Annotated in this window: 20 protein-coding genes; 8 read left to right on the forward strand and 12 right to left on the reverse strand. The window is 31.7% G+C overall.

Annotated features, from left to right (window positions below; translation table 11 throughout):
* Nucleotides 1–21: 21 nt before the first annotated feature.
* Nucleotides 22–1950, forward strand: coding sequence for an alginate lyase family protein (locus D3P13_RS01510; RefSeq protein WP_117879536.1), 1929 nt, complete (start codon nt 22–24; stop codon nt 1948–1950).
* Nucleotides 1951–2030: 80 nt separating this feature from the next.
* On the opposite strand, the gene D3P13_RS01515 is transcribed toward D3P13_RS01510, so the two are convergent.
* Entirely contained in the window at nt 2031–2699 is a 669-nt protein-coding gene (locus D3P13_RS01515) for an aspartate/glutamate racemase family protein (RefSeq protein ID WP_117879537.1), read from the reverse strand.
* Between the two features lie 338 nt (nt 2700–3037).
* A complete protein-coding gene (locus tag D3P13_RS01520) occupies nt 3038–3763 on the reverse strand; it encodes a flavodoxin family protein (protein ID WP_117879538.1) in 726 nt (241 codons plus the stop codon).
* Between the two features lie 382 nt (nt 3764–4145).
* Between D3P13_RS01520 and D3P13_RS01525 the strand changes: the two genes are divergently transcribed.
* From D3P13_RS01525 to D3P13_RS01535, 3 genes are all read left to right on the forward strand, one after another.
* Entirely contained in the window at nt 4146–4808 is a 663-nt protein-coding gene (locus tag D3P13_RS01525; protein ID WP_117879539.1) for a TonB-dependent receptor plug domain-containing protein, read from the forward strand.
* An 18-nt stretch (nt 4809–4826) separates the two neighbouring features.
* On the forward strand, nt 4827–5819 hold the full coding sequence (locus D3P13_RS01530) for a Gfo/Idh/MocA family protein (protein ID WP_117879540.1): 993 nt from the start codon (nt 4827–4829) through the stop codon (nt 5817–5819).
* 79 nt (nt 5820–5898) lie between these two features.
* Complete coding sequence (locus tag D3P13_RS01535) at nt 5899–6534, forward strand: hypothetical protein (protein WP_117879541.1); 636 nt, start codon at nt 5899–5901, stop codon at nt 6532–6534.
* Between the two features lie 170 nt (nt 6535–6704).
* On the opposite strand, the gene nqrF is transcribed toward D3P13_RS01535, so the two are convergent.
* Genes nqrF through D3P13_RS01565 form a run of 6 tightly spaced genes read right to left on the reverse strand, consistent with a single transcriptional unit; the run spans nt 6705 to nt 12849 of the window.
* Nucleotides 6705–8015, reverse strand: coding sequence for an NADH:ubiquinone reductase (Na(+)-transporting) subunit F (gene nqrF, locus D3P13_RS01540; protein WP_117879542.1), 1311 nt, complete (start codon nt 8013–8015; stop codon nt 6705–6707).
* Between the two features lies 1 nt (nt 8016).
* A complete protein-coding gene (gene nqrE / locus D3P13_RS01545; RefSeq protein ID WP_117879543.1) occupies nt 8017–8763 on the reverse strand; it encodes an NADH:ubiquinone reductase (Na(+)-transporting) subunit E in 747 nt (248 codons plus the stop codon).
* A 51-nt stretch (nt 8764–8814) separates the two neighbouring features.
* Nucleotides 8815–9462: an NADH:ubiquinone reductase (Na(+)-transporting) subunit D gene (locus D3P13_RS01550; protein WP_117880222.1), complete on the reverse strand. Its 648-nt coding sequence runs from the start codon at nt 9460–9462 to the stop codon at nt 8815–8817.
* 50 nt (nt 9463–9512) lie between these two features.
* Nucleotides 9513–10262: a Na(+)-translocating NADH-quinone reductase subunit C gene (locus tag D3P13_RS01555; RefSeq protein ID WP_117879544.1), complete on the reverse strand. Its 750-nt coding sequence runs from the start codon at nt 10260–10262 to the stop codon at nt 9513–9515.
* 3 nt (nt 10263–10265) lie between these two features.
* The gene (locus tag D3P13_RS01560) at nt 10266–11492 is read right to left on the reverse strand and encodes an NADH:ubiquinone reductase (Na(+)-transporting) subunit B (protein WP_117879545.1); all 1227 of its coding nucleotides are present in this window, start codon (nt 11490–11492) and stop codon (nt 10266–10268) included.
* Nucleotides 11493–11502: 10 nt separating this feature from the next.
* Complete coding sequence (locus D3P13_RS01565; RefSeq protein ID WP_117879546.1) at nt 11503–12849, reverse strand: Na(+)-translocating NADH-quinone reductase subunit A; 1347 nt, start codon at nt 12847–12849, stop codon at nt 11503–11505.
* Between the two features lie 256 nt (nt 12850–13105).
* Here D3P13_RS01565 and D3P13_RS01570 point away from each other — a divergent pair, with 256 nt between their 5' ends.
* The 3 genes from D3P13_RS01570 (at nt 13106) to D3P13_RS01580 (ending at nt 16265) form a co-directional block, all read left to right on the forward strand.
* Nucleotides 13106–14329: a type IX secretion system plug protein gene (locus D3P13_RS01570; protein ID WP_157972797.1), complete on the forward strand. Its 1224-nt coding sequence runs from the start codon at nt 13106–13108 to the stop codon at nt 14327–14329.
* Between the two features lie 89 nt (nt 14330–14418).
* Nucleotides 14419–14805, forward strand: a complete 387-nt coding sequence (apaG, locus tag D3P13_RS01575; RefSeq protein ID WP_117879548.1) for a Co2+/Mg2+ efflux protein ApaG — start codon at nt 14419–14421, stop codon at nt 14803–14805.
* A gap of 116 nt (nt 14806–14921) precedes the next feature.
* Entirely contained in the window at nt 14922–16265 is a 1344-nt protein-coding gene (locus D3P13_RS01580; RefSeq protein WP_117879549.1) for a DUF3667 domain-containing protein, read from the forward strand.
* Nucleotides 16266–16268: 3 nt separating this feature from the next.
* On the opposite strand, the gene D3P13_RS01585 is transcribed toward D3P13_RS01580, so the two are convergent.
* From D3P13_RS01585 to D3P13_RS01600, 4 genes are all read right to left on the reverse strand, one after another.
* Nucleotides 16269–17618, reverse strand: a complete 1350-nt coding sequence (locus tag D3P13_RS01585; RefSeq protein ID WP_117879550.1) for a hypothetical protein — start codon at nt 17616–17618, stop codon at nt 16269–16271.
* A gap of 9 nt (nt 17619–17627) precedes the next feature.
* Nucleotides 17628–19316 (reverse strand): hypothetical protein, encoded by a 1689-nt coding sequence (locus D3P13_RS01590; RefSeq protein ID WP_117879551.1) that lies wholly within the window; start codon nt 19314–19316, stop codon nt 17628–17630.
* 19 nt (nt 19317–19335) lie between these two features.
* The gene (locus D3P13_RS01595; RefSeq protein WP_117879552.1) at nt 19336–20007 is read right to left on the reverse strand and encodes a hypothetical protein; all 672 of its coding nucleotides are present in this window, start codon (nt 20005–20007) and stop codon (nt 19336–19338) included.
* 110 nt (nt 20008–20117) lie between these two features.
* Nucleotides 20118–20825 (reverse strand): NRDE family protein, encoded by a 708-nt coding sequence (locus D3P13_RS01600; RefSeq protein WP_117879553.1) that lies wholly within the window; start codon nt 20823–20825, stop codon nt 20118–20120.
* Nucleotides 20826–21025: 200 nt separating this feature from the next.
* Between D3P13_RS01600 and pruA the strand changes: the two genes are divergently transcribed.
* On the forward strand, nt 21026–22654 hold the full coding sequence (pruA, locus tag D3P13_RS01605; protein ID WP_117880223.1) for an L-glutamate gamma-semialdehyde dehydrogenase: 1629 nt from the start codon (nt 21026–21028) through the stop codon (nt 22652–22654).
* Nucleotides 22655–22688: the final 34 nt, after the last annotated feature.

The following is a 22688-nucleotide window of genomic DNA, read 5'->3' on the forward strand; positions in this document are numbered from 1 at the left end:
AACTTAAATCAAACAACTCACATGGCATTCTTATATAACAAAAGAACCTATAATATATTTATTATAACTGTTTTTTTACCAATAGTAATTTTCTCACAATCCTCTATTGTTGCATTAAAATCAGAAGTCCTTTTTAACAGATTGGATTCCGTATTTATAGATTCCGTATTTTCCACCAAGAGTGACTCTAAAACCAATGTCAAAAATCTACTATACTTCTATAGAAACCGAACTTCGGTTAAGCATTCTGTCAATACTTTAATAAAACCAACTATTACAGATAAAGACCTAAAATATGCCAATGATGCATTAAGACATATTTTTGTTGGACAACCAGCATACCCTTCTCATTATTGTGGTGAAGATATCAATTGGAATTATAGACCTGTAACTGATAACGAATGGGTATGGCAACTCAATCGCATGTATTTCTGGAATGCTATGGGAAAAGTCTATGCAAACTCCAATGACGAACGATATGCCAAGGCATGGAGTGAACAGATTATTGATTGGATTATCAAAAACCCACGAGATAAAGATCATGGATATGCATGGAGATCTATTGAAGCAGGAAAAAGGGGGAAAAGTTGGACCACACAATTCTACCGATTTTTACAATCCGAATACTTTACTCAAGAAGTTCTAGTTGCATTTATGAACAGTTGTTTTGACCACGCACAATATCTAATGGAAACATATAGTACAGGAAGTAACTGGGCACTTATGGAAGCAGAAGGTTTAGCATTTATTGCATTTACTTTTCCTGAATTTGAACAAGCTAAAGAATGGAAAAAAGAAGCTATTCGTAGATTTAACATTGAGATTAACAATCAGATTTATCAAGATGGCCATCAACGAGAATTGAGTATGGGATATCATATGGGCAGTATCAGTTGGTTTTATAGAACTTTTGAATTAGCTAAGCTTAACGGTGAAAAGAATCTTTTTCCAAAATCGTACATTAATAAACTGGAAAAAATGAGTGAAGTACCAATGAAACTTTGTCTTCCGGATGGAACTAATGCACAATTTGGTGATTCTTGGGCTGGAACACCTGGTCAATATGATAAACAATTTAAAAAATGGTCCATCCTTTTTAACCGAAATGATTTTATGTTTTTGGGAAGTAAAGGAAAAAAAGGTAAGATGCCAAAAAATACTGCCTTTGCTCTAGAAAATAGCGGGCTATATTCAATGAGGAGTGACTGGAGTAATAAAGCTATCTGTTTAGTCTTAAAGTGTGGTCCCGATGCTGGTTTTCATGGCCAACCTGATAACGGATCCTTTACTTTGTATGCCGGAGAACGAACTCTTATGCCTGATTCCGGTAGTTATATATATGACGGAGATCCTGAATGGCGAAATTGGTTTCGTCAAACTAAAGTTCATCAAACTCTTACGTTAAACGGAAAAAATACGGATTTTAAACCAAAGCTTATAAAATGGGAAACAAGTACTAATTTAGATGTATTAGTAATTGAAAATGCCGGGTACTCAGATTTAACGCATCGGCGTTCACTATTTTTTATTGATAAAAAATATTTTATTATCGTGGATGAAGCCATTGGAACAGCTGTTGGAAATGTAGATATCCATTTTCAATTAGCACCGGGTAAAGCTATATATAATAACAAAAAATTCTCCGTTCAATCTGATTTTAAAGATGGCTGGAATGTTTTTGTACGAACGAACAGGCAACAAAATCTTGAACTTAACAAAGAGGAAGGTTGGGTATCTTTTAAATACACAACAAAAGAAACTCGACCTGCTTTTCATTATAGATTAAAAAAAACAAATGCAAGTCAAACAATGCGATTTATAACCGTGGTTGCTCCTTTTAAAAATGAAATACCTAATATAGAAGTTGAATTACTAAACCCTACCGAAGTAGCATCTAATAATTTAAAATTTTTATTATATGAAAATGGAAAATCTAGATTAATTGAGTAAAGAAAGAATCAAAAAGAAAAGATGAAAGTAAAAACAGTTAAATAAAACTACAGCTGAAAGATAAGCTATAGTTCATTAACCTATTCTCTTGACTTATTTCTAGTTGTAATTTTTAAACTTTCTTTACATTGAAGCATTGACAAATCGATAACATGTGCATGCTCACTTGTATTAATTATAGACAATTCTGTACATGCAATAATTACAATATTATTTATAGAATACCTCGCAATCATTTCATTGTATATGATAACATCTTGTGAAGTTTCTACATTAGCATAAACCTTTTTCCTTAAATCATCCAAAAAAATTATCTCCTTATTCTTCAATTTCACTATTGATTTGTCAGTAATATAAGATGATAAATAAGAATTGCTATTTGTAAACTTTGTTCCAAAAAATACCAAATTATTCAATTTTTTATTGGATAACTCTTTAACTAATAATTTATAAGGGTGTATTAATTGCAAGTTGAATTCTATAGTGTCAAGTATTTCATGTATGGTAATATTTGGAACTAACAATCTAACTTCTGAATAATTATATACTTTAAGTTCCTCTTGAAGTATTGGTGATAAAACAGATGTATTGTTAGGCAAATAGGGATTAATAGTATTAAAATCTAATTGCTTTAATGTAAAAGGGAATGTTGTATAAGCTCCTTCTTTCTTAAAATATAGCTCATGTAATTTTTTTTGATAAAACAAGGTGCTTCTGGCACCTAAACCCAAAATAACTAAATGTTTCATTTTAATAATATTTTAGTATGTCACTGGTAAAAAACAAAATAAATTCTCCATAAAAATTATGAAAATAGTTTTAAAACAATTCTTAAAAACAATGGAATTTATATACCTACTATTTGCCATTATTTATACACCAAATTAACAATATTCTTTTTCGTTTAAAGTATTCATTACTGTTATTTCTTAAATATGTAATTTGTTGTCAGACGTATTTTTCCTAGAAAACTTACCTGCTATTCTAAACACATAGTTATAGTCAAGAAAGTTATAATCATAACGATTAATGCCAATATGGTTACATATTTCATGCTACAGTTACCATGTATTCATGCATCAGGAATTTATCTGTATTCTGGATTTTCAAAAGCCCAATGTGTGCCGTCGTCCCATTTATCTCTAGAATTTCCATAATTCGGATATCCATTATTCTCTTTTAACATTTTTGCCAAATGCAATAAATTATACGTCATAAATGTAGTATTTCTGTTGGTAAAATCTGAATCAAAACCAACTGGAATATTTAATTTTTCGTCTTTCCATTCTGTATCACCATAACTTGGTCCAGGGCCAACCTTACCAATCCAACCAGAATCTGCTTGCGGTGGTATTGAGTAACCCACATGTTGTAATGCATATAAAATACCCATTGCACAATGCTTAACACCATCTTCATTACCCGTTATCATACAACCACCAACTTTACCATAAAAGATGTATTGCCCTTTATCATTTGTTTTAGAACTCATAGCATACAAACGTTCAATAAGTTTTTGAGCTTCAGAAGATTTCTCACCTAACCAAATTGGTGTTCCCACAATTAAGATGTCTGCGGCTATAATCTTTTCAAAGATTTCTGGCCAAACATCTTTATCATAACCATGTTCAGTCATGTCTGGATAGATTCCTACAGCAACCTCTTCATCAATTAACCTAATGGTTTCATAAGCAACATTTTCTTTTTTTAAAATATTTTGAGAGACCTCCATCAACGTTTCAGTATGGCTTTTTTGGGGTGACTTTTTTAATGAACAATTAATATAAATAACTGAAAGATTTGAAAAATTCATATATAGATTTAAATTAAGGCGAAACTTATCATTTTAGGCATGTAACAATCCATTTTGATAGAATATTTAAAACTACATACACATATTGCTTTACCTGTGCTCAAGAACAATTAATGTTAACCCATTTGACTAAATTCAGCTTTTGAAGCCTTTTTAATCAAAACTAATAGACAACACCTCTCATTTACCATAGTTTAAAGTACCAAAAATAGTAGCAAATGTAATCTTAGTTTTTTTTTAGTAAAAAAGTACGGAAATATGTTAGAAATTGTGTTCCTCAATTGAAACTAAACTAAGAGGACCTTTACAAAACAAATTATAAGTTTTATCTTCGTGTATTACGAAGTTGCTAAATGCAATTTTTCATTAAATTAATAAATGTATGTATAAAGTCGTATTAATTCTGATCGTTTTATTTAATTCATCCACAATATGCTTCAGTCAAAGCAAAACTGTTCATGGAAACGTTTATGCTTTTAAAGATTTAGCACTACAGAATATAAAAGTAGTATCTAAAAAATCAAAACTATCTGTATTGACGGACTCTCTCGGTAATTATACTATTAATTGTATGTCCAAAGACAGATTGATCTTTTTAGGAGCTGGATTCGAAAAAATGATAAAAAGAGTTAATAATAAAGATACCATTAATATAAAAATGGTCTTGAAAGAGGATGAGAAATCAATTGCCGAAGCTAAAGAATTTGGTCATGTATCTGAATCAAACCTTTCTTATTCATTGGCGAATTACGCTGAATACAACAATGATTTCTCCAATTACCCAGATATTTTCGCAATGCTTCAAGGAAAATTTCCAGGTATTCAAATAATCAATAGTCCACTTGGTAGAAAAATACAAATTAGAGGTAAAAACTCAATAACGGGAAGTTCAGATGCTCTTTATGTTATAGATGGAGTGATTAGCCAAAGTATTGAAAACATAGAGCCTTTTAATGTTAAAACGATCAAAATTTTAAAAAATGCTGCTATTTATGGTGCACGCGGGGGTAGTGGTGCCATAGTAATTACGACTAGAATTAAATAAAAATAAATTTTCATAAAAATGTCAAACTACACTAAACCCATTAAATGGGGCATTATAGGTTGTGGAGATGTTACCGAATATAAAAGTGGACCAGCCTATCAACAAACTGAAGGATTTACTATTTCAGCAGTAATGCGGCGTAATGCTAAAAAAGCAAAAGATTATGCTACACGTCATAAAATAGATAAATACTATGATAATGCTGACTTGCTAATTAATGATAGTAATGTTGATGCTGTTTATATTGCTACTCCACCAGACACGCATAAACTGTATGGATTAAAAGTTGCAATGGCAGGTAAACCGTGTTGTATTGAAAAACCATTGGCCCCTACATATAAAGATAGCCTCGCCATCTATGAAGCATTTAAGGCTGCTAAAACACCTTTATTTGTCGCTTATTATAGACGTTGCCTTCCTCGCTTTACAAAAATTAAAGAGTTGTTAGATAAAAATACTATAGGAGATTTAAGACATGTCAGTTGGCAATTAAGTAAGCCTCCAAGCTCTATAGATTTGTCAAAAGCAGATAATTGGCGTACGAATCCTGATGTAGCCCCTGGTGGCTATTTTGATGATTTGGCCAGTCATGGGCTCGATTTATTTACCTGGCTGTTAGGAAACGTAAAAAAAGTAAACGGCATTAGTTTAAATCAACAAGGATTATATAAAGCTAAAGATGCTTTTACAGCGTGCTGGGTACATGAAAACAACGTTACTGGAAGTGGCTTTTGGAACTTTGGCAGCTCACAGAACGTAGATAAAGTTTCCCTTTGGGGAAGTAAAGGAGAAATCGTTTTCTCCATTTTTAATGAAAACCCCATTGAATTGAATCTAGAGGGTAAAATATCTGAAATTGAAATTAAGCATCCTAAGCACGTACAATTACATCATGTAGAGAGTATGAGGAATCAACTATTTGATAACGTAATGGCCCCTTCTAACGGAGAAACAGCAACCCACACTAGTTGGATAATGGATCACATTGTCGGGGATCTTCAATTTTTCTAAGCTTATAAAAACAATTGACAAAAAAAGAACCCAACAGCGTTCCTTTTAATTTGATTAAAAACGTAAACATAAAAACATATTGAAATCAAAAACATTATATTCGAGATTAGTTCAACTACTCCTTTTATTGATAACCATTGTTACCTTAAATAGTTGTGGATTTTGTAATGTTTTTTCAAAACAATACTATTTTACTGACAATGGTGGAGTTAGACCCGGAAAAACTAAGTTTGATTTGAGTAAAAATATTTACGACTTAAAAAAAGACGATTTTATTAAAACCAATGTTGTATATCAATCCTGTTCTAAATGGAATAAGGAGGCACTAAGATATGAAGCCGCTGATTGTAGCGACGCTACTGCAACTATCTCATTTATTCGTTTCTTTGAGAATGGCAGGGTATTGATCAATTCTATATCAGATGACAAATTACCATTAGATCAATATAATAATTTAGAAGGTGGCACCGTTGGTTATTATAAAATTGAAGAAAATGAATTAATTATAGAATACTTTTCCGTTAATATTGGAGGAATGGCATCTGATTGTGGAAAATATTATGTAGACAAGTACAAGTTAAGTGGTGAAGGGATCGAGTTACAAGAAATCAGAAGATCTGACAATGGGATATTTTATGGATGGAGAAAAGTTGAACATAGTGTACCGTATATTAAAAACGGTGCTGAAGGGTTAAAAGGAGATCCTACTTGGTAGGTATATTCCATTTTTAATGGCATAACCATAAAGTAATGAAACTGGAGGGAAATTTAAAAATTCAGGGTATCCATTAACTTTGACAATAATTATCTATAAATAATAAAAATCACTTGAAAACAAAAAAACTGAAGGAATAACCCTTCAGTTTTTTATATAATTTATAATTTTTACCCTCCAAAGTCATCAAAGCGTATGTTCTCGTCATCCATACCAAAATCTTCACCCATTTTCTGAACAGCATTATTCATTAATGGTGGACCACAGAAATACAATTCTAAATCTTCTGGTGAATCATGCTTAGATAAATATTGATCTATTACTACTTGGTGAATAAAACCAACAAACCCATCACCTTCATCATCTACATCTTTTTTAACTTTCCAATTATCTGCTTCAGTTGGATCTGATAACGCAATATAGAATTTGAAATTTGGAAAATCTTTCTCTAATGCTCTAAAATAATGTATGTAAAATAATTCCGCTTTAGAACGTCCTCCATACCAAAACGTAACTTTACGACCCGTTTTTAAAGTTCTAAACAATTGATACAAATGCGAACGCATTGGAGCCATACCAGCACCACCGCCTACATATAACATTTCTGCATCAGACTCATTTATGAAAAACTCACCATAAGGTCCAGAGATGGTTACTTTATCTCCAACTTTCTGATTAAAAATATACGAAGAAGCAATTCCCGGATTAACATCCATCCAACCACCTTTGGCACGATCAAAAGGAGGTGTTGCAATACGTACATTCAGCATTATTTTTCTTCCTTCAGCAGGATAAGAAGCCATTGAGTATGCTCTTTCTACAGTTTCAGTATTCTTCATCACTAAAGGCCAAAGTCCAAACTTTTCCCAATCTGGCTTAAATTTATCTGGTTCACCTGGATGATCTTGTGGATGTGCTTCAACATCCATATCTGAATATTTAACTTCTATTTCAGGAATTTCAATTTGGATATAACCTCCTGCTTTGTAATTCATATCTTCTGGGATTTCAACTACAAATTCTTTAATAAATGTTGCAACATTATAATTTGAAACTACTGTTGCTTCCCATTTTTTAATCCCAAAAATCTCTTCAGGGATAGTAATATTCATGTCCTGTTTTACCTTAACCTGACAAGAAAGTCTTGCACCTTCTTTTAATTCTTTACGTGAAAAATGAGGAGTTTCAGTCGGCAATGCCTCTCCACCACCTTCTAACACATGACATTCACACTGAATACATGTTCCACCACCACCACAAGCTGATGGCAAAAATATTTTTTGACTACCTAAAGTAGATAGTAATGAATCTCCAGAAGGTACTTCTATAACTTTCTCACCATTTATGGTAATTTTTACAGGACCAGAAGGAGCTAATTTTTGTTTTACAAATAATAAAAGTGATACCAATAAAAGTGTAATTGCTAAAAACGCAACTACAGTAGCTATGATTACCCCTGATGTACTTACTAATAATAACATATTATTGATTTAAAGCGGTTGTATTTTCTACTAATTTTTCTTCTTTATTTAAAATAACATCAGCATCGTTATCTTTCTGATCTATTTGAATAGCTTGTTCTGTTGGTGCAGGAGTTTCTGCTCCTTCATCACCACCAGTTAACATTCCTCCAAAACTCATAAAACCGATAGCCATTAATCCTGTTAGAATAAATGTTATACCTAATCCTCGTAATGCCGGAGGAACAGACGAATATCTAATTTTCTCACGAATGGCTGCAATGGCAATAATGGCTAAAAACCATCCAATACCAGAACCTACACCATAGGTTAAGGCTTCACCCAATGTTGGTATTTCACGTGATTGCATAAACAGCGAACCTCCTAAGATAGCACAGTTTACAGCAATTAAAGGTAAAAAGATACCCAATGAATTATATAACGAAGGTGAAAATTTTTCAACTACAATTTCTACCAATTGTACCATGGTTGCAATAGTTGCAATAAACATAATAAATGATAAAAAGCTAAGATCGTATTCAGCGTATTCAGGACCTAACCAAGCTAGGGCTCCTTCTTGCAATACATATTGATCTAACAACCAGTTTAAAGGTACAGTAACTGCTAATACAAAAATAACAGCAGCACCTAAACCTACAGCGGTAGATACCTTTTTAGATACAGCTAAGTAAGAACACATTCCTAAGAAATATGCAAATACCATGTTATCTACAAATATTGATTTAAAAAATAATTCTATATATTCCATATTGTTTAGTATTGAAATTCTGATATAAATAATCAGAATGACGCAGTACGTCTAATTTTCTTCTATTAACTCTTTATTATTACTACGTTGTACCCATATGATAAGACCTACAACAATTAATGCCATTGGAGGTAAAACCATAAATCCATTATTTTCATATCCAATACTATACAATCCCGTTTTTTCAACAGAATCACCTAATACTTTAAAACCAAATAATGTACCTGAACCTAATAATTCTCTAAAAAAACCAACAATTATTAATATAAGTCCATACCCAGCAGCATTACCAATGCCATCAAGGAAAGATTTCCACGGACCATTTGCCAATGCAAATGCTTCAAAACGCCCCATAATTATACAGTTCGTAATAATTAAACCAATGAAAACCGAAAGTTCTTTACTAAGCGTATATGCAAAAGCTTTTAGCACTTGATCTACAATAATTACCAATGTAGCCACTACTATTAACTGTACAATAATTCTAATTTTTGACGGAATAATGTTTCTCATCAAGGAAATAACGACATTCCCTAAACCTAATACAAACATTACAGAAACTGCCATAACAATCGATGGCTTTAATTGAGCTGTAATTGCTAATGCAGAACAAATACCTAATACCTGTATGGTAACAGGGTTGTTATCCGTTAAAGGATCTGTCATTAACTTTCTATTCTTTTTAGAAAACAAAGGCACTTTAGGCACCTTTACTATTTCTTCTTTTTCTGCTACTTCTGCCATTTTAATTATTTTAAAGTTTTAAAATAAGGTACATACATTGCTAAATCTTTTTTAATCATTGCTGTAACGCCATCACCAGTAATGGTAGCTCCAGCAATAGCATCAACTTCATTATCCTTTTTTTCTTCATTTTTCGGGTCTGCATTACCTTTAGCTACAGTAACTCCTTTAAAGGAACCTGAATCACTTAAAACATGTTCTCCTGAAAAATCATCCATAAAGTAACGTTGTTTAATTTCTGCACCCAAACCAGGAGTCTCTCCTTTATGGTCAAAATATACACCTTGAATAATCATTGATTTATCAACGGCTACAAATCCCCAAATAGCATCCCATAATCCTTTACCGCGAATGGGAATTACATAAATAGGATTACCATCCTTTTCACCTTCAAACAAAGGTAATTTCCGTGTGTAATTAGGGCTCTTAGCTTTTGTCTCTTCCTTTTTAATATCTATCATGTACGCTTTAGCGTCTTCAGTAACCTTATCACCTTCAATCACATATTGTTTGGTAATGGCTTTGTTAAAGACATCTTCAACTTTATCAGTTGAAATAAACTCAACATCTCCAGCCCCTTCATTATCGTTAATGCCCATGGCATACAATATATTTTGTTGCTTTTCAAAACGCTTATTGGCATCAACTAAAGGTTTTAAACCTTGAGCAAGCCCTGCGAGTATAGACCCCACTACCAACACCATAACAATGGCAAAAATAATGGTATAACTATTTTTATCTGTATTGATTGCCATAACTTAAGCTGTTTTTAATTTTGCTCTTTTTAATCTTTTTTTCACATTGCCCTGCACTACATAATGATCTATTGTTGGTGCAAATACATTCATTAATAATATTGCTAGCATTACACCTTCAGGATATGCCGGATTAAATACACGGATCATTATTGATATAAAACCAATTAAGAAACCGTAAATCCATTTTCCCTTATTCGTTTGTGCTGCAGTTACCGGATCGGTTGCCATATAAACTATACCAAATGCCATACCCCCAATTAATAGGTGATGCCAAAATTCAGTACTCATTAATCCGTAAAACTTACTAGTATCTGTTATCCAACCAGCGGCAACTACCATATTAAAGATATAGCCCATAACCAAAGCACCAATAACAGCACTAAGCATTACTCGCCAACTTCCAATTTTAGTAAAAATGAGGAATAACCCACCTAGTAATATTAAGAGTGTAGAGGTTTCACCGACAGAACCAGGAATAAAACCAAAAAACATATCCATAACTGAATAGTCAACTGGATTTGATTGAGCCAAGCTACCTAATATCGTTTCACCAGAGATGGCATCAGCAGTTGAACCATTTGCAATTTCTTTCGTTCTTTCTACAGCACCTTGAACCCAAACTTTATCACCACTCATCCAAGTAGGATATGCAAAGAACAAAAATGCTCTAATGGTTAAAGCGGGATTCAAAATATTCATCCCCGTACCACCAAATACTTCTTTACCGATAACAACACCAAAAATAACGGCTACAATTAACATCCACCAAGGAATATCAATAGGTACAATTAATGGCACTAACATACCAGTTACTAAATACCCTTCTTCTACTTCGTGTCCTTTTATAGTTGCGAAAATAAATTCAACACCTAAACCAACACCATAAGAAATAATTATTAAAGGTAATATTTTCCAAAAACCAAGACTAAAGTTTTGCAATGACCAAAATTCACCACTAAAAAAACCTCCAGAAACGGATTGTATTTCGCCTAACGCCAAGTAATGCTGGTAACCTGCATTAAACATGCCGAAAATTAAACATGGAATTAAAGCCATAATTACCGTATTCATGGTACGCTTTAAATCGTCAGCTGCTTTTATGTGAGTACCACCATGTGTAGTATCATTTGGCGTATATAAGAAAGTATGCAAGGCGTTAAAGGCTGGTGCCATTTTAGTTCCTTTATACTTTTCTTTTAAATTATGTAAGTTCTGTTTTAAACCCATTGTTTTTATTTTAACCTATTTCTTCAATCATTAAGTCCAAACCTGCTCTGATAATTTCTTGATGTGGTTGTTTAGACACACAAACAAACTCCGTCAATGCAAAATCTTCTGGTGCCACTTCATACATCCCTAAAGCTTCCATTTCATCTAAATCTTTATATAAACAAGCTTTTAAGATTTGCATAGGATAAATATCTAAAGGAAATACTTCTTCATAATTACCTGTGAGCACGAAAGCTCTATGTTCACCATTAGTATTGGTATCTAAATCATACTTCTTTTTAGGACTTAACCATGAAAAGGTTAACGCTCTAGTATTAGATATTTTATTAAAAACAGGTACCGTCCAACCAAAAAGTTCATAATCATCTCCTTCTTTTATAGCAGTTAACTGATTATCGTAATAACCAAGATATTCTTCTTGAGAAACTCGTTTACCAGATAATACATTACCACTAATAATTCGTGTATGGCTGTCTAAATTTTCTGAAACAATATCAGATATAATAGCTCCTGCAATAACTTCTACATATTGGTTTTTGATGAAATGTGATCCTGTTAAAGCTACAGTTCTTTTAATATTAAAATTACCTGTAAGTAATAACTCACCTATAACCACTAAATCTTGAGGTGTAACTACCCAAACAACTTCACCTTTGTTAATAGGATCTATTTTAGCAATTTGCGTACCTACGTTACCACTAGGGTGTGGCCCAGAAACCTTGTGAATTTCTGCACCTGCCAAGTTAGCTAATGGCGAAATTGAATTTTTACCAATACTAACATGTACTTTCCCTTCAGTTAATTTTGATAATGCAGTTACGGCAGCTTGTAATTCAGCTTCTTTACCTTTTAAGGTATAGTCATAATCTGCAGCTAAAGGAGCACTTGCATAAGCAGAAATAAAAATTGCCTTTGGTGTTTCTTCAGGATTGGCTATAACGTCATAGGGACGTCTTTTAATAAAGGGCCAACAACCAGAAGCTAACAAATGTGTTTTCACTTCATCTGCCGTAAGACTATTAGCGTCTTTTTTACCAAAATTTTGATATTGCTGTTGTTTATCGGCTAATATTTTAATTTCAAGTATTTTCCTTTTAGCTCCTCTAACAATTTCAATGACCTCACCACTAACTGGAGAAGGAAACATAATACTTTCAAATTGTTTGGAATGAAAAAGGGCTTCACCTGCTTTAACCTCTACCCCTTCTTTAACAAGAAGTTTCGGTTTTATTTTATGAAAATCAGCGGGCTTCAAAGCATAAACACTAGTAGAAGGTAGTTTGGCTGTAACCTTATCGGCTTCACCTACAAGCCTAATATCTAAGCCTTTTTTGATACGAATGTCTTTTGACATATTAATTTTAGTCTAGTTAATTATCAATAAAAAACGGTGCAAATTTAATTATTTTGTACGTGTTATCTATGTTTTTATATTATAAATTTCTATTTATAATCATTCTAAATAGAAATTTTATTCTTCTTAATGATCCTCTAAAACTAAACCTAATTATTAAAATCAAATTAATTGATTAATTTTGGTACAACTTTTGTTTTTAACTACACAAAATTAATCGATGCAATACCCTAATTTTCGTTATATATTCACGCTATTGCTTACAATTACAATTGGCGTCAGCAATGCCCAATCTGATGTAATTGTTGACCCTCCAGAATATATAAAAACTATTGTATTACGTTCTCTACAAACAAACAATTATGTGCCCATTCTGAAATTAGGCGATCCATTGCTTTTAGAGTTTGACGATTTAAGTGATAGCCAAGCGGAATATACATATAAAATAGAACATTACGATTATGACTGGAAGGTTTCAAAGATGATAGCTACAGAATATATAGGCGGATATGATAATGATTGGATAAGAGAATTTGAAAACTCATTTAACACCTTACAGCCTTACACATATTACAAATTAATATTACCCAACGATAAAACACAAATAAAAAAAACGGGTAATTATTTGATAAGTATTTTAGATACCAACAACGAGATCTTATTTACAAGGCCATTTATTGTTTATCAAACTTTAGTTGATGTAGGAGTTAGTGTTCATAAAAGCAGAGATATTGCAACAATAAATTCAAAACAAAATGTTGAGTTTAGTATTAACCATCCTGATTTACTAATTAATAATCCTAGTAAAGAAATTAAAGTGGTTGTTTATCAAAACAATGATTGGAATACTGCAATTAAAAATATAAAACCACAATTTTACCGAGGTACGCAGTTATTATATAAATATTCTGACAAAGTATCTTTCTGGGCAGGCAATGAATACTTGTTTTTTGACTCTAAAGAAATTCGAAACGCCACCAATAACATTGCCAAAAGCAGACTTGATGGACTGTTTCACACCTATTTGTATACTGATGAAATGCGAAAAAACAGACCATACACCTTTTACCCTGATGTTAATGGTAATTTTGTAGTTAGAACAATTGACAGTGATGTAAGTGCTACTGAAGCTGACTATTCTTATGTACACTTTACATTGCAGGCCTACACCGATCTTGGTGAAGATGACATATACGTATATGGAGATTTTAATGACTGGCAACTTACAGAAGAGAACAAGATGAACTACAACGAACGTTTAAAGCTATACGACTGTACAATGTTAATAAAACAAGGGTTTTACAACTACACCTATGTTACCGCCAATAATAAAGGTATCATTAGCAATGATGCTGTTGAAGGTTCCTTTTATCAAACAGAAAATGACTATTCAGTTCTTGTTTATTACAAACCAATTGGTAGCAGATATGATCAGGTGATTGGTTACGGAAAGGCAAATTCTGAAAATTTACGCAACTAAACCTCTTTTTCTGCATCTACTTTATACTTAACCACGATTTATCAACAAAAATATGTATATCTTTGTTATAACTCTTCCACTATATAGCTATGGTACAACAAGTAACAAATGGAATTAAAATATCTGTAAAAACAAAGTTTGAAGGCATGAGTAATCAAAACCGCAGGTTGCTTTTCACTTTTAGCTACGAAATTACCATAGAAAATCAAAGTAATGCTTCTGTACAACTAATGAGCAGACATTGGAAAATTTTTGATTCATTAAAAAGTTTAGAAATTGTTGAAGGCGAAGGCGTTATTGGTAAAAAACCAGTATTAGCACCAAAAAAATCGTACACCTATAGTTCGTATTGTAATCTAACTTCACCCACTGGAGCCATGAAAGGTTTTTTTAATATGATAAACTTCACGAACACCAGTAGATTTAAAGTTTACATCCCAACCTTTCAATTAACGGTTCCCGCTGTATTAAATTAACATCATCACAAACTATTAGCTGGCATTAATATATCAGCAAAACCATTGCACTTTTTTTTGTAGTTTAGCAGTATTGAAATTAGATTGGAATTGGGACAACAAGTTCTAAACAATATATGAAATCAACTACCCGGTTTTCTAAAAATATACGTGGAATAGAATGCTTAAATTGCAAGCAACCCTTATCTCACCAAGATAATTTCTGCTCTAACTGTGGACAAGTAAATGATTTACAACCTTTAAGTGTTAAACAGTTTTTTTCTGAATTTTTTTCAGGTTTTTTCTCATTTGACTCTCGTTTTTTCAGAACCTTTATTCCTTTAGTATTTAAACCCGGTAAAGTATCCAAAAGTTATATTGAAGGCAAACGCATGCAATATGCAAATCCATTCCGATTATATCTAAATGTTACTATCGTTTTCTTTTTGTTACAAAGCTTGTTTTCTGTAGTTGATAAATTCAGCCTCAATGAATTTTCATCAGAGAATAGTAATAATAATATCATTAAAGATTCTACTCATATTAACACAACGCCTCCGGATAGTATTTTGAAAGATTTACCACTCTTTAAATCTAATGAAAATACATCAAATGATTTAACGCAAAACCTTTTATTACGCATTGATTCAATTTTTACATCAACCAATCTCCTTGAACAACTTAAAACAGATTCAATCCCTAAAACTATAAAGGATTCTATCTATAAAGACTTCTTTAATTCTAATAACAAATATATTTCTGAACAAATAAATAATGCTGTAGAAAATAACGATTGGAATGTAATTCAGTCCATGTCAACCCTTGACAAAGATACTTATGAGCATGTAGAAAGCATTCTTAAAGAAAATGAAGTAGATTATGTTATACCAGAGGAATATAAATCACAGACAGAAGCCGATTTTAACAAATTTAATTTTTTTAAAAAACTCAATAAATTTTCAAAGTATGATAAAGCTCACCCTGATGGAACGGCTTTAGGCGCCATGGAAGAATTGGGTGTGGCAAAAACACGTTTAAATGCATTTAACTATAAGTTAGCTCAAAACTATAATAAAATTCTAGATGACCCCACTTTCAGAGAATCCTATGTAAACAGTGTAATTTCAAAAATATCAATTGCATTATTCTTCTTACTTCCTATTTTCACCTTAATACTTTCCCTACTTTATTATAAACATAAATGGAACTACACGGAGCATTTAATATTTGTATTTAATGTGCAAACCGTATTTTTCTTGTTGCTTTTAATCTTCACCATATTTGATAGATTTTTAGCTACAAACACTAGAATGTACATATTTGTGCCTTTATTCTTATTTTATTTGTTTAAGGCCTTGCATAATTTTTACGGACAACATTGGTTTAAAACGGCTTTGAAATTTATATTGTTAAATATATTCTATTTTATTCTGTCAGTTACTGGATTAATTGTGGTAATGTTTATCGTTTTTATTCTATAACTTTTAATCCTTTATCAATTGACCTAGAAAGTTTCGACTTGAATCTTTAAGGTTAATATTCAAAGAAAATCGATTATCCTCTTCCCATACCAAATTTGTGGTTTTAACTAATTTTAGAAGTTTTTCTTGATCGTTATTTAACGGAATATCTAAAGAGTTTTGCACGTATTTTTCCACATCAATGTATAGATTCAGTTTTGATGCTTTAGTAGCTTCATTTGAGGTGTTCCCTCGTTTATTTACTCGTAATTCAAAATTATCATTAGCGTTAGTTACTAAAAATTTAAAAATTGGAATGGTTGTAAATACAGTGTCGTTCTCAATAATTTGAATAGCATTTTTACTGTAGAAATAATCCGACAAACTAGAAGTACTTTCTTGACCTAAGCCTAAATATAATTTAGGAATGCTCTTTTCTTGAGTAGATTTGATTTCTACTTTATTAAAATCATCATCATATTCATAAGAAACTATAGTATCTGTTTTCTGTTCAATGGAAGTGATATTCATATCGAATTTCCCATTCCATTTATTAACAATAGAATCTAAAGACAAATGGGTAAACGCATTGAACTTATCTCTTTTATCCGTTAAAAATTGCTCGAATAAAGCATTTTCCCTGTTTACCTTACCTGACATTGAAATAACCTCATCCGTATCTGTTATTGGATTCTCATTAGCTAAAAACAAATCAGATTTTAGAGAACCTTCTAACTCAAACAATCCATCTTTAAAATTAGCATTTAGTTCATCTTCACCCAATGAGAAACATATATCATTACTGCTATTCACTATAGGTTTTAAAATTTCAGCATCTTTTGTCAAATAATCTTCTTCACTAAATAACGCTAATATAGTAGCGTTTATAGGTACTTTACGGTTCGTTTTTAAGGCAATAATTAACCGCTCTCCTTTTATGGATAAAACAAAATTATCTTTGCTAAAAAAAATAATGCCCTCATTTTCACTTCTCTTAAAACCTTCCTTAAGCAAAAATTTAAATAATTCATCTGTATCATTAATGGCAACAATACTGCTAAACCAATTATTATTTAAATCAGTTGGATTGGTATAAAACAAAACATTGCGGGGAATACTCACCCCTTTGGTTAAAGAGGTTCGTGGTATTTTTATTGAATCTTTCTTTTTACGAGACTTTAAATAGGTAATGGGGTGGGTTAAAAAATCAAATAATAAATGATTTTCTATCTGCCTGAGATTGACATTAACCACATTTGTTGCGTTAGCCGGAACTCTATTTTCAAATATTTGTGCTTGCTTATATCGCCATACATAAAGTACAACCAATACAATCACAAATACAATAAAAAAATAGAGTCCCTTCTTACGCATATTAAACTATTACTTCATCATAAAATCCATAAAATCTAACAATACTTTTAGTGAGTTTTCACGATTATCTGCTGTATCAACTACAAATTCAGAAACCATGTTATTGCCTTTCATTTTCCCTGTTTTATAATGAACACTGTTTATGTTATCACTAGCAAATGAGAACATCTTCTTTTCATCGCGTCTTAAGTCTTCACTTGGAATTTTTGCCAATAATTTTTTAACATCCAAATACATAACTGCTGCATTTTTACGAATCAATTTTTTATGTTCTCCAGTAAATGAAACAGGGTTAGGGCTAATTATGTTTGCCAATTGTTTTTCTGATGAAGTAATAAATACAATTTCGTCTTTAATTACAGCATACAAATCAAATGGCGTTTTATTAGGTAAATTAAGCTTGTAGTAATTCGCATTTTGTTCCAATGCCTTGTGCTTAACACCTAACTTAATTAATTTAAAAAGTAATTTTTCATTTTCAGAACCTACCATAATTGTAAATTCAGGATTCATTTCCGTTTTCGTTTTTGTTACTTCAGTTTCTTTATAGTCATCATCATATTCATAAGTTGTATAAGTAACTTCTTTTTCTCCCAAATCATTTAAAACAAATAACATATTACCAGTAATTAAATCACCAACAGCCTCTTCGTCTATAAGCACAGAAAACAATTCTGCACTAACTTCCATTTCCTCTTTAAAGTCTGGTAACATACCTCCATAAATTTGAGATATTAAATTAGGATATTCATCTAAGACAGCTTCTGTGTTCATTGCAACACTGGTATAACCAATAATTTCATTTTCATTAAAGTACTTAAAAAATGATTGATCAATTTTAGATTTATAGATGCTTTTAATTGCCTTTTTCCATGTATCATCGACTTCCATGTTCGTAGTTATTTTGGCTTCACCTTTTTCAAAATATAAATGAGCATTCATAGTTCCGAACCCTATATTAGTATAATCGGGGCTTATACCACCCATATAATAACTTAGTCCACCCATAACACCACCCATTAACTCACCATAACTATTAATCCATGCTGATGCTTCGGCATTTTTATCGATAGATTTTACGTAGTTTTTATTAGAAAGTATTGAAGCTCCGTTATAATTAAATATTTTACTCGAATAATTAGAAATCCATTGAGCTACAACTACTTTTTTAACATCGTAAAAGTCTTGATCTTCTCCTCCAAACTCACTCATAAGTCTTTCTTTATGTTCGTCAAAATAACTATAAGACTTATCTCCGCCTATAAACAATAGAATATTATCATTCCACATAATAGCCGTATTATGATCTGTAAAACTACTTACATTACCTTGTTTCACGATTTCATTTTTACTAGACATGTTGAAAATAGCCTCAAATTGTTTTCTATCTTTAATTTTTAAAATAAAACTATGATATGAAATACTATCTGAAGGTTGGTAAAAATAAAATGCTTTAGAATCTAAATCAACACCAAAATCGGCTAAACCATTAAAGTCTTCATTTTCTCGTTTAAATTCCTTAATCATTTCTTTACCTAATGCATTCGTATCAAAATCTGTTAAGGAAATTAAGTCAAAAACATTATTACCATTAACTGAAATTACAGCTTGTGCATTTGCGGGTATCTTACTTTCTAATTGTTGTGCAAAACTAAACGTTGTTGCAGCTAGGGCTAGGGTTAGCATTATCTTTTTCATATACTAATTTTAGTGATTTTTATTTCTGTAATTTGATTTGATTTTTAATTGATTTATTTTGATTGATAATATCTTGTGCAGATATTTTTAACATAATTGCTTTTTTACTTTTTGAAATTTTTGCTGCATTATTACTGCTAGAAGCTATTCCTTTAGGAAAACGATATATGGTTGTAATGGATGCTGTTTTAAAAACTTCCCTATCTTCCATTTTCGTTTTTTTAATTTCTTTAGCTAAATCGTAATGATAGCTCCTTGTAAAAAGTTGATTCGTTTTATCATAACTAAAATGTTTATGATTCTTTATCCTTTTGGCTTCTTCTTTAGAGCTAAAATTTGAAACTACCATATTTAGAGCATCAACATCATTAAAATCACATGAAAGCGTAAAAATATAATCTTCTAGATTTATAGAATTGGTTACATTAGTTATACCTCCAGTATTTTTTACTGTTTTTACCATATCAGCAAAATGTTGCCTGATTTCTTGCTCTGATGGAACTTCGTAATTATTAACACTATCTAATAGCATTATTGAATTTATTTTTGTTTTACTTCTGCTTAGGTTTAGTGTTAATGTAACTTTACCTGAGCCATCTTCATTTAAACTAACCTCTTCAATAATTTCGAAGCAGCTTGTACAAATTAACAGCAAAGCAAAAACAAAAATGTAATTAATTTTTTTTATCATAATATCATGTGCGAATTATAACGTACTTTTTTTATTAGAATTACATAACCTCACCTAGAATTGTAAAAAAAGTCAATTCTAACCTCTCCAAAGGAAAAATCAATTAGAAGTTATTGAATTATTAATTTAGATTTTTTATACGTTTTAACATCTTCATAAACCATACCTAAACTATTCTTTTCTTTATAAATAGAAGTAATACTTACTGTACCTCCTACTTTTCTATCCATCATCACATCAATAGTAGGATCTCCAATACCCGCATTATGATGAAACTTTAATATATTTTCTTGATTAATTTTATTGTCCTTTTGCCATTGCTCAAACCAATTTCGTCGTAACTGTTTTACACTTTTGTCATATAATGTTGAAGAAGACCAAATCTGTGGCTCTAACTCCATATTTTTTATATGTTTATTTTCTCCATCCCAAACAAACTCAATCAACTCTAAAGCTTTATTCCAATCTACAATAACTAATGTGAATTGCTCTACTCCCATTAGATCCAATGCTTTTAATCCGTTATAGATATTTTCAACTTTAAGGAGCTCTTTTACAATTAGTCCCCTACTCATTTTATAATCCGCTAAAGAAATATGATTGGCAAACCCACCATTTAGCAAACAGATTAGCCTGTTTTTAGAGCTTGTACCTATCCATGAACCTCCTGCCTTTCCATCTTTTGGATAGCTTAGTTTTACACCATCTTCTTCGTAATTTTTCGGCGGCAAAGCCTTTTCGCGAGAAAACGGAATATCCCTACTCGAGGTCAGGATAAAATCCGTCTTATTTAAAGGAAGAAAGGTAACCGTACACATACTTATTTGTTATGAGTTTATAGTTTTAAAATCTTAGTACAAAAATGACACAAAATTAAATGTTACAAAACACGCTAAACCGTAAAAAATACACCCCTGTAAATGGGGTTCTAGAATTTACAATTAGTGCTTCGTTTTTGTTATTTACTATTTGTAACTTTGTGGCAAAATTAGTCGAATTTTATAAAAACACATTACATATGGCAAGCGGATTTTATAATGTACCCAAAGCAGTAAACGAACCTGTAAAAACTTATGCACCTAATAGCCCTGAAAAAAAGAGTTTATTAGAGACTTATAAAAAAATGTACAATGAAAAAGTGGACATCCCCTTTTACATTGGAGGTAAAGAAATAAGAACAGGTAATACTGTATCTATTCACCCACCTCATGACCACCAACATACTGTTGGGCACTATCATAAAGCAGAAAAATCACATGTTGAACAAGCAATTGCTAATGCACTTGAAGCTCGTGAAGCTTGGTCTAAAACACCATGGGAACACCGTGCTGCTATCTTTTTAAAAGCAGCTGAACTACTTGCTGGACCTTATAGAGACAGAATGAATGCCTCGACAATGATATGTCAATCTAAAAACGTAATGCAAGCTGAAATTGATGCAGCTTGTGAAATGATAGATTTCTTTAAATTCAACGTTGAATTTATGACAGAAATTTATGCAAATCAGCCTATTTCAAGTCCTGGTATTTGGAACAGAATGGAATACAGACCATTAGAAGGCTTTACCTATGCAATCACTCCTTTTAATTTTACTTCTATTGCCGCCAACTTATGTGCAGCACCAGTTATGATGGGTAATGTTTGTGTTTGGAAACCTTCTGATCATCAAATATATTCTGCTCAAGTAATCGTAGAATTGTTTAAAGAAGCAGGTTTACCTGATGGCGTAATTAATGTAGTTTACGGAGATCCGGTTATGATTAGTGATACTATTTTAAACCATCGCGAGTTTTCTGGCATACACTTTACGGGTTCAACGCATGTTTTTAAAATGTTATGGAAACAAATTGGTGAAAATATTGGTAACTATAAAACCTATCCAAGAATTGTTGGTGAAACCGGAGGGAAAGATTTTATCTGGAGTCATCCATCTGCTGACGCAAAACAACTTGCTACTGCAATTACCAGAGGAGCATTTGAATACCAAGGTCAAAAATGTTCGGCAGCCTCTAGAGCTTACATCCCAAAAAGCTTATGGGCTGATGTTAAAAAATATGTAGTTACCGATTTAAAATCGATTAAAATGGGTAGCCCTGACGATACTTCTAATTTTGTAAATGCAGTAATCCACGAAGCTTCTTTTGATAAAATATCAAGCTTTATAGATCAAGCTAAACAAGATAAGGATGCTGAAATTGTAGCCGGTGGTAATCATGATAAATCAAAAGGTTATTTTATTGAGCCTACAGTTATTTTAGCCAAAGATGCAAAATACACTACCATGTGTACAGAATTATTTGGCCCTGTAATCACCATTTATGTCTATGAGGATAAAGATTGGAAGAATTCTTTAAAATTAGTTGATGAAACTTCTGAATATGCATTAACTGGAGCTATTTTCAGTGCAGATAGATATGTTATTGACTACGCCACAAATGCGTTAGAAAATGCTGCAGGTAATTTCTATATAAATGACAAACCAACAGGAGCTGTTGTCGGTCAACAACCTTTTGGCGGAGCGAGAGCTTCAGGAACAAATGACAAAGCGGGTTCTATTTGGAATTTATTGCGTTGGGTGAGTAACCGTACCATTAAAGAGACTTTTGTAACGCCAACAGATTATAAATATCCTTTTTTAGGTGAGTAAATCTAATCGCTTATAAAGCTTATATTCTAAAAAC

Source organism: Aureibaculum luteum (assembly GCF_003449015.1).
GTDB classification, from domain to species: Bacteria; Bacteroidota; Bacteroidia; order Flavobacteriales; family Flavobacteriaceae; genus Aureibaculum; species Aureibaculum luteum.